Origin of the sequence: Stenotrophomonas sp. HMWF023, from assembly GCF_003060985.1 — a bacterium.
In the GTDB taxonomy this organism is placed as follows: Bacteria; Pseudomonadota; Gammaproteobacteria; order Xanthomonadales; family Xanthomonadaceae; genus Stenotrophomonas; species Stenotrophomonas lactitubi.
Genome location: NZ_QAIJ01000197.1, coordinates 56,790 through 65,392 on the forward strand (window position 1 = coordinate 56,790; position 8,603 = coordinate 65,392).

Annotated in this window: 8 protein-coding genes and 1 pseudogene; 6 read left to right on the plus strand and 3 right to left on the minus strand. The window is 66.7% G+C overall.

Features of this window, described 5'->3' with window-relative positions; all coding sequences use genetic code 11:
* From DBR20_RS22985 to DBR20_RS10740, 4 genes are all read left to right on the plus strand, one after another.
* Positions 1-656: GGDEF domain-containing protein (locus DBR20_RS22985; RefSeq protein WP_258223297.1), on the plus strand; the 656-nt coding region annotated here is incomplete at its 5' end.
* 34 nt (positions 657-690) lie between these two features.
* Positions 691-1,413: a pseudouridine synthase gene (locus DBR20_RS10730; protein ID WP_108266168.1), complete on the plus strand. Its 723-nt coding sequence runs from the start codon at positions 691-693 to the stop codon at positions 1,411-1,413.
* Between the two features lie 146 nt (positions 1,414-1,559).
* Complete coding sequence (locus DBR20_RS10735; protein WP_108266169.1) at positions 1,560-2,630, plus strand: sensor domain-containing diguanylate cyclase; 1,071 nt, start codon at positions 1,560-1,562, stop codon at positions 2,628-2,630.
* A gap of 179 nt (positions 2,631-2,809) precedes the next feature.
* Positions 2,810-3,970, plus strand: coding sequence for an AAA family ATPase (locus DBR20_RS10740; RefSeq protein ID WP_108266170.1), 1,161 nt, complete (start codon positions 2,810-2,812; stop codon positions 3,968-3,970).
* A 39-nt stretch (positions 3,971-4,009) separates the two neighbouring features.
* Here DBR20_RS10740 and DBR20_RS10745 read toward each other — a convergent pair whose 3' ends face one another.
* From DBR20_RS10745 to DBR20_RS10755, 3 genes are read right to left on the minus strand one after another with little or no spacing between them, the layout of a single operon-like run.
* Positions 4,010-4,957, minus strand: a complete 948-nt coding sequence (locus DBR20_RS10745; protein WP_100464207.1) for a DMT family transporter — start codon at positions 4,955-4,957, stop codon at positions 4,010-4,012.
* A gap of 47 nt (positions 4,958-5,004) precedes the next feature.
* Positions 5,005-5,820 (minus strand): DUF72 domain-containing protein, encoded by an 816-nt coding sequence (locus tag DBR20_RS10750; RefSeq protein WP_108266171.1) that lies wholly within the window; start codon positions 5,818-5,820, stop codon positions 5,005-5,007.
* The gene (locus DBR20_RS10755; protein WP_108266172.1) at positions 5,817-6,260 is read right to left on the minus strand and encodes a VOC family protein; all 444 of its coding nucleotides are present in this window, start codon (positions 6,258-6,260) and stop codon (positions 5,817-5,819) included. Before DBR20_RS10755 ends, DBR20_RS10750 begins: the two co-directional genes overlap by 4 nt.
* A gap of 110 nt (positions 6,261-6,370) precedes the next feature.
* On the opposite strand from DBR20_RS10755, the gene DBR20_RS10760 reads away from it, so the two are divergent.
* Both DBR20_RS10760 and smrA read left to right on the plus strand, forming a co-directional pair.
* A complete protein-coding gene (locus DBR20_RS10760) occupies positions 6,371-7,930 on the plus strand; it encodes a serine hydrolase (protein ID WP_108266173.1) in 1,560 nt (519 codons plus the stop codon).
* A gap of 197 nt (positions 7,931-8,127) precedes the next feature.
* Positions 8,128-8,603: pseudogene (gene smrA / locus DBR20_RS10765) on the plus strand (multidrug efflux ABC transporter SmrA); the annotation flags it as partial.

An 8,603-nucleotide genomic window follows, 5' to 3' on the forward strand; every position in this document is an offset into this window, starting at 1 on the left:
CCGCCAGCGCGCACTGGCTGATGGAGTACCGGGTGGAGGCCCTGCAGCTGGCAGTCACCTGGCTGCTGATGATGGCGGCCTACGCGCTCAACCTGCGCCTGGGCCGGCTGCGCCAGCAGCGTGATGAAATGCGCCAGCTCGCCGAGACCGACATGCTGACCGGCCTGCCCAACCGCCGCGCCGGCCTGCAGCAGCTGGCCCAGCATCTGCAGGGCGGCGAGCGTGACAGAGGACCGCTGGTGATCGGCTTCCTCGATATCGATCTGTTCAAGGACATCAACGATCGCCATGGCCATGAGATCGGTGACCAGGTGCTGGTGGCCGTGGCCCGCGCGCTTCGCGCCGCGGTCCGCAGTGAGGACCAAGTGGTACGGATGGGGGGCGAGGAGTTCCTGCTGCTGTTGCCGGGAATGCCGCGGGATATCGCTGCCGCCCGCCTGGAACGCCTGCGCCAGCGCATCACCGAGGCCTGCCAAGACCTGCAGGTGCCCGGTCTGGAGGTGACCGCGAGCATCGGCCTGGCACAGTGGCGGCCGACCGAAGATGACCTGGCCGCACTGCTGCGACGCGCCGACCACGCCATGTACGTGGCCAAGCGCAGTGGCCGCAACCGGGTGTTCGATGGCGAAACCGAAGATCCGTTGACCACGGCATGAGGCGGGAAGGGCGGCGATGCCGGATAATGGGGCGATGACCAGCCGACTCAACAAATACATCGCCGACACCGGCTTCTGCTCCCGTCGCGAGGCCGATCGCCTGATCGCCGCCCGCCGGGTCACCGTCAATGGCCACGCCGCCGGCACCGGCGCGGTGGTCGGTGAGGATGACAAGGTACTGGTCGACGGCCAGCCGTTGCGCGTTCGCACTGCCCGCAAGCCAGGCGCCCGCCGCCACGTGTACATCGTGCTGAACAAGCCGGTGGGCGTGACCTGCACCACCGAAAGCACGGTGAAGGGCAACATCGTCGAATTCGTCGGCCACGAACAGCGCATCTTCCCGATTGGCCGCCTGGACAAGGAATCGGAAGGCCTGATCCTGATGACCAGCAACGGCGACATCGTCAACCAGATCCTGCGCGCCGAAAACGGCCACCAGAAGGAATACCTGGTGGCGGTGAACAAGCCGGTCACCGACGAATTCCTGCGCGCCATGGCCCGCGGCGTGCGCATCCATGACCAGATGACGCTGCCGTGCAAGACCTCGCGGATTGCCAAGTTCGGTTTCCGCATCACCCTGCAGCAGGGCCTGAACCGGCAGATCCGGTTGATGGCGGCCGAGTTCGGCTACCGCGTGACCCAGCTGCGCCGGGTGCGCATCGACAACATCAAGATCGGTGCACTGAAGCCGGGCCAGTGGCGCAACCTGACCGAGCAGGAGCTGCACGGCCTGTTGCCGCAGCAGCAGGACTGGTAAAGAACTGCCGGTAGTGCCGGCCGCTGGCCGGCTGCCATGGGCGTGAGACGAACACGGATGCCGGCCAGCGGCCGGCACTACCCCTACGCAGACTGCGCGCCTACATCAGCTAGACTTTGCGGCGACCTGCCGGAACGTGACGCTGCATGATCAAGCCCGACAAGCCCGCCAACGAAGCGCTGCGCCTGGAAGCGCTGTACCGCTACCGGATCCTCGATTCCGAACGCGAACGCTCCTTCGATGATCTGGTCGCCATCGCCAAGGCGGTCTGTGGCACGACGATGGCGGCCGTGACCCTGATCGATGTCGAGCGGCAGTGGTTCAAGTCGATACAGGGCATCGATGCGGCCGAGACCCTCCGCAGTGATTCGATGTGCGGTCATGCCATCCTGCAGCCGCAGGAGATCATGGTGGTCGAGGACGCGCTGCAGGACGTGCGCTTCCACGACAACCCGGTGGTGACCGGCGACCCGCACGTACGTTTCTATGCCGGTGCACCGCTGATCAGCAGTGACGGCCTGCCGTTGGGCACGCTGTGCGTGTTCGACGCGCGCCCGCAGCACCTGGCAAGCGACAAGGCCGAGGCGTTGGCCGCGCTGTCGCGGCAGGTGATGCTGGTGATGGAGCTGCGCCGCTTCGCGCTGGACATCCAGAAGCACATGCTCGAGCGTGACGACTACGAACGGCTGCTGTCGGACTACCACGACGTGCTGCTGGCGCAGAATGCCGACCTGGCCGAACAGAGCCGGACCGATGCGCTGACCGGCCTGCCCAACCGGCGCGCGCTGGCCGCCGCGCTGGGTGAAGCCGTGGTCGCCGTCGATGGGCAGGCCCGACAGGCCTGCGTGGCACTGGTGGACATCGACCATTTCAAGCACATCAATGATTTCCAGGGCCATGCGACCGGCGACCGGGTGCTGGCCGAACTGGGGGCGCTGCTGCGCTCGCACTTCGCCGGGCGCGGCATGGCCGCACGCTACGGCGGTGAGGAATTCGTCGCACTGATGCCGGACGTGGATCTGCGCACCGCCGAGCTGCAATGCGAGTTCCTGCGCGTGGCGGTGTCCAACCTGCCGCTGGGCTTCCCGGTGACGATCAGCATCGGCGTGGCGCAGCACCGGCCCGATGAAACCTCCGAGCAGACCCTCGCCCGTGCCGATGCCGCGCTGTACCGGGCCAAGGGCGCCGGTCGCAACCGGGTGGAAGTGGCGCCCTGACCGCCGGAGCGGCTGCGGTGGCTTCACGCGATGCATGGATGCACCAGTAGATCCACGCCATGCGTGGATGCACCAGAGTAGTCCACGCCATGCGTGGATGGCCCGGACGTTTCCATGCAGTCGCAACCACTGCGATCCCCGTACGGCACCCTCAACGTCTCACTGCAAGGACGTCGACCATGCTGCAGACCCTGGCCATCGCCAATTACCGATCACTGCATGCGCTGGTGCTGCCGATGCAGCGGCTCAACGTTGTCACCGGCGACAACGGCAGTGGCAAATCCAGCCTGTACCGCGCGCTGCGCCTGCTGGCGGAAACCGCGCAGGGCGGTGTCGCAGCGGTACTCGCGCGGGAGGGGGGATTGGGCTCGGCGCTGTGGGCCGGTCCGGAAAAGATCGACCGCCGTGTGCTGGCCGGTGAGATTCCGTTGCAGGGCGGGCCGCGGCAGGAATCGGTGGGGCTGAAGCTGGGCTTCGCCACCGATGAATTCGGCTACGCCATCGACCTCGGCTATCCGCCGCCGAGCCGATCAGCCTTCGCGCTGGACCCACAGATCAAGGCCGAGGCCATCTGGGCGGGCCCTTTCCTGCGCAGTGCCAACCTGCTGGTCGATCGCCGCGGTGCGCTGGTGCGGCAGCGGCACGCGCGCGGCTGGGACCTGGTGGACGACCGTCTTTCGCTGTTCGACAGCCTGTTCACCCAGGTGGGCGATCCGCAGCGCATGCCGGAAGCCATCACCTTGCGCGAGTACATCCGCCGTTGGCGCTTCTACGACCACTTCCGCAGCGATGCCGATGCACCGGCGCGACAACCGGCGATGGCGACCCGTACCCCGGTGCTGCACCATGACGGCCGCGACCTCGCCGCCGCCTGGGTGACGATCCTGGAAATCGGCGATCCGCAGGCGCTGGCGCGCAGTGTCGAGGATGCATTCCCGGGGGCGACGGTCAGCTTCGAGGAACTGGATGGCCGGCTCGCGCTGCGCTTCCACCAGCCCGGGCTGCTGCGGCCACTGTCGATGGCCGAACTGTCCGACGGCACGTTGCGCTTCCTGTTGCTGGCAGCGGCGCTGCACACGCCTCGGCCGCCGCCGCTGTTGGTGCTCAACGAGCCGGAGACCAGCCTGCATCCGGATCTGCTGCCGGCGCTGGCACGCTTGATCATCGCCGCCAGTGCGCGCAGCCAGGTCTGGGTCGTATCGCATGCCACGCGCTTGATCGCCGCGTTGGAGCAGGCGCCGCAATGCCATTCGATGCACCTGTACAAGGAGCACGGGCGGACGCTGCTGAGCGGGCAGGGCCTGCTGGATGCGCCGGCCTGGCACTGGCCGCAGCGCTGAGACGGGTACCGGGAAGATCCGCGCAATGCGCGGGCGCACTCAATCGGCGATGTTGCGCGCTTCGGATGTGCCGAGGATCTCCGGATGCTGCACGCGCTTGCGGCGGTTGAGCAGCGGATGCAGGAACACGGCACCGACGATGATCGCCACGCCCAGGTAGAACCACGGGGTGACTTCGTGCTGCTCGCGCAGCAGCACCACGGCCAGCAACACGGCGTAGACCGGTTCCAGGTTGGTGACCAGCTGCACGGTGTAGGCGCTGAGGTGGCGCAGCGCGACCAGGGCCAGGGCGAACGGCAGCAGCGTGCAGACACCGGCCAGCACCAGCAGCAGGATGCCGTCGTGCAGATCGGGAACGATCCACAACGGGCTGGCCAGCGCCGGCAGCAGGTACGGCATCAGCGGTGCCAGCAGGGTCAGGGTGATGGTGCCGGCGCCCAGCTCCAGCGCAGTGACCGTCAGCGGATCGGCATGACTGACCATGCGCTTGTTGAGCGAGCCGAACACCGCCACCAGCAGGGCCGAGAGCGCACCGATCAACACGCCCATGCGCATGCCGTCGGGCACGCCGCCCACCACCAGCGCCACACCGGGCAGCACGGCCAGGCCGAAGGCCAGCTCGCGCATCTGGAACGGGCGTTTGGCTACCCAGGGTTCGATGATCGAAGTGAACACCGGTGCCAGCGCGATGCAGGTCGCAGCAACCGAGGCATTGGCCAGCTTCACCGCGCCATAGAACGTCAGCCAATGCAGCGCGACCAGCGCGCCGATGCCGGCATAGCCGGCGACCAGCCGCAGCGGCAACGTACGCAGCCCGCGCCAGACCCGCGGCAGCAGTGCCAGCATCGCCACCACCAGCAGCATCCGCCACCACACCAGCGGCAGCGCGGGCAGGGTGATCAACTTGCCGAGGATGGCGGTGACGCCCCACAGCAGGACACAGAAGTGGATCTGCCAAAGCGCTTTGCGGGTGTCGGGTGTGCTCATCGCCCTATTGTGAGGCAAGGCCGCGCGCAACGCCCATCTGCACGCATTCAGTCGCCGTCGATGAGCCGTTGCAGCGCCATCGCCGCCGCCGGGTTGCGCACCTTGCCGGCGCCGATGCACAGCAGGTAGACCTCGCGCGGCGCAGCAGGGGCCGGTGGGGCCAGGCAGGGCAGGTCGTCCACTATCTCGCCTCGCGCCCAACACCGCGCGCGACCGGCCCAGCGCTGCTGCATCGGCAGGGGAAGACCTTCGGTCAGCCTGGCCTGGCTGCGTTTGATCCGTGCATAGACGAAGCCGGCGGTGAGGTCGCCGTGCAACGGTGACTCGTCGCTGTCTTCGATCACCAGGGCCACGCCATGCCGGCGCGCCGCTTCAACCAGTTCCGGCCCATGGACGCTGGCGTTGCGCACCTCCAGCGCATGTTGCAACACCGTTCCATCCAGCTGCTTTGGCAGCTGTGCCATGAAGGTGTCCAGCGCCACGGCATCGGCCGGGTGCTGCGGGTCGAACTGCCAGAGCAACGGGCCGAGCCGGTCGCCGAGAGCGATGGCTGCCTGCAGGAACGAGCCTGCCGCCTCGATCGTGGACGACAGGTCACGGCGCTGCACCAGATGGCGCGGCGCCTTCATCGAGAAGCGGAAACCCTCCGGCGTCTGCGCTGCCCATTGCGCACACTGGGCAGCTGTCGGGGTGCGGTAGAAGGTGCCGTTGATTTCAATGCAGCGCAACGCGCGACTGGCGTAGGCCAGCTCTTCGCGCTGGATCAACCCTGGTGGATAGAAGGCGCCACCACGCCATTGCGGGAACACCCAGCCGCCGATACCGCAGCGGACCGGCGCCGCAGACGCTGATCGTGCCGTCATTGCGTGTGTTCCGCCCGCCACGGATCGTAACTGCCGAACCACCACAGGTAGCCTTCCGGGTCAGCGCAGGCATAGCCACGTCCACCGTAAGCCTGGTCGGCAATGTCGATGACGATGCGCGCACCGGCGGCCTTGGCCCGTGCATAGTGGGCGTCGGCGTCGGTGACGATCACGCAGGCGCTCTGGGTCTGCCGGCCACCGACTTCATCGGGCATCACCGCCAGCTTGGCCCATTCGCCGCTGTTGCTGGCAGATCCGAGCATGATCATGCCCTGGCCGAACACCATCTGTGCGTGGTGCACCGTATCGCCGTCGGCATACACGGCCTGCGCGTGGAAACCGAACGCGCGCTGCAGCCAGTCGATGGCGGCCAGCGCATCGCGGTAGCGCAGGCACGGAATGATGGTGGAGCCGTTGCTGCTCTGGCCGTTCGCACCCATGACACCCCTCCTATGGCACAGGGCAGGCTGCACCCGCGACCGTTACCATCGCGCGAAACCCCGGTGACGGCCTGCACATGGCCGCTACCCCTGTTCGGAGATGGTGCTGGATGAAAACCTGGATCGGAGGAGCCGTGCTGCTTGCGTGCACGACCATGGCCAATGCGGCGACGCCGCAGCAGCTGCAGGACCTGGATGCGACCGTCGAGCGCGTGCGCGCGCAGTTCGACGTGCCCGGTATCGCCGTGGCCGTGGTCAAGGACGGGCAGGTGGTGCTGGAACGTGGCTGGGGCGTGCGTGAACTGGGCAAGCCGGCGCCGGTCGAGGCCGACACCCTGTTCGCGATTGCCTCCAACACCAAGGCCTTCACTGCCACCTCGCTGAATCTGCTGGCCGAGGACGGCAAGCTGAAGATGGACGACAAGGTGATCGACCACCTGCCATCGTTCCGCATGTCCGATCCGTTCGTGACCGGGCAGATGACGATCCGCGACCTGCTTTCGCACCGCAGTGGCCTGAGCCTGGGTGCGGGCGATCTGCTGTTCTGGCCGACCACCTCCTACAGCAATGCCGAAGTCGTACAGCGCCTTGGCCAGGTACCGCTGAAAGGCGGTTTCCGCGAGCGCTATGCCTACGACAACATCCTGTATGCGGTCGCCCAGCAGGTGATCGAGCACGTCTCGGGCATGAGCTACCAGCAGTTCCTGCAGACGCGCATCTTCGACAAGGTCGGCATGGCCGGCACGCGTTACAACGCCGATCACCTCAAGGCCGGCGACAACGCTGCGGTCGGTCACGCCAAGTACGATTTCAAGGATCTGCGTACCGTTGCGCCGTTGACCTGGTCGAACAACGCCGGTGCCGGTGGCATCTATTCCAGTGCCCACGACATGGCACGCTGGATGCAGGTGCAGCTGGCCGAAGGCAAGCTGGCCGATGGCACGCCGTTGTTCACTGCCAAGAGCCAGCAGCAGATGTGGCAGATGATCACGCCGCAGACGATTCCGGCACCAAGCGTGCCGGAGCTGGCGCCGGCGCGGGCCAACTTCGCCGGCTATGGCGAGGGCTGGAGCCTGAGCGACTATCGCGGGCAGAAGCTGGTCTGGCACACCGGTGGCTGGCCGGGCATGGTTTCGCGGCTGACCCTGGTGCCGGGCGAGAAGCTGGGCGTGGTGGTGCTGACCAACCAGGAAGTGGGTGCGGCATTCAATGCGATCACGCTGAGCGTGCTTGATGCCTATCTGGGCGGTGAAAAGCACGACTGGGTGGATGCCTATGCCAAGGGCGTGGCCAAGGGCCAGGACAAGGCCGACGAAGCATGGGCCAAGCACCAGGCGGAGCGTGACAAGGGCAGCAGGCCGTCGTTGCCGCTGGCCGGGTATGCGGCGACCTACCGCGACCGCTGGTATGGCGACATGGTCATCCGCGCGGAAGGCAAGGACCTGCGGCTGCGCTTCGCAAAGACAGCACAGCTGAGCGGCCGCCTGGAACACTGGCAGCACGACACTTTCATCGTGCGCTGGGATGATCGCTCGCTCAATGCCGATGCGTTCGTGAATTTCAGCCTGGACCCAGATGGAAAAGTGCGCGAGGTGCGCATGCAGCCGATCTCCGACCTGACCGATTTCAGCTTCGATTTCCAGGATCTGCTGTTCACCCCGGTGAAATAACGCCGCCGGGCGTGGCGCGGTGCTACCGTTTGGCGGAACGGATTGGTAGCGCCGGACCACGTCCGGCGAGCGCGTAGCGCGATTGCAGGGGATCCGCCGGGCATAGCCCGGCGCTACCCGAAACCGGTGGCGATCGTCGGCCGGCGTACACACGCGGCGTGGGATACTCCGCCGGCTATCGATGGCGAGGGAATGCGATGTTCCGTTGGTTTGAATCCCTGATTCCGGTGTTTCCGCCCATTGACGGGCGCATGCCGCCGCGCACCGTGGTGCCGTTCTACCTGCACTACCTGCGGCCGGTGTGGCCGGTGCTGTTGGCCACCCTGATCGCCGGCCTGCTGCTGGCGCTGGTGGAAGTGGCGATGTTCGATTTCCTCGGCCGCATCGTCGACATGGTTGCAGAGCAGCCGGGCGCGGACTTCTTCCAGCGCCATGCCGATACCCTCGGCTGGATGCTGTTCATCACGGTCATCGCGCGCCCGATCCTGGTCGGCCTGCACAATCTGTTGGTCAACCAGGCCATCGTGCCAGGCCTGAGCAATCGCTCGCGCTGGTTGATGCACAACTACGTGGTGCGGCAGAGCCTGAGCTTCTTCCAGAACGACTTCGCCGGCAGCATGGCCAACCGGGTGATGCAGACCGGTACCTCGCTGCGCGAGTCGGCGGTGCAGAT

Bases quoted from the DNA above. Each gene is read 5' to 3' on its own strand.
- DBR20_RS10730 (WP_108266168.1), top strand. From the start codon at position 691: ATGACCAGCCGACTCAACAAATACATCGCCGACACCGGCTTCTGCTCC.
- DBR20_RS10735 (WP_108266169.1), top strand. From the start codon at position 1,560: ATGATCAAGCCCGACAAGCCCGCCAACGAAGCGCTGCGCCTGGAAGCG.
- DBR20_RS10740 (WP_108266170.1), top strand. From the start codon at position 2,810: ATGCTGCAGACCCTGGCCATCGCCAATTACCGATCACTGCATGCGCTG.
- DBR20_RS10745 (WP_100464207.1), bottom strand. From the start codon at position 4,957: ATGAGCACACCCGACACCCGCAAAGCGCTTTGGCAGATCCACTTCTGT.
- DBR20_RS10750 (WP_108266171.1), bottom strand. From the start codon at position 5,820: ATGACGGCACGATCAGCGTCTGCGGCGCCGGTCCGCTGCGGTATCGGC.
- DBR20_RS10755 (WP_108266172.1), bottom strand. From the start codon at position 6,260: ATGGGTGCGAACGGCCAGAGCAGCAACGGCTCCACCATCATTCCGTGC.
- DBR20_RS10760 (WP_108266173.1), top strand. From the start codon at position 6,371: ATGAAAACCTGGATCGGAGGAGCCGTGCTGCTTGCGTGCACGACCATG.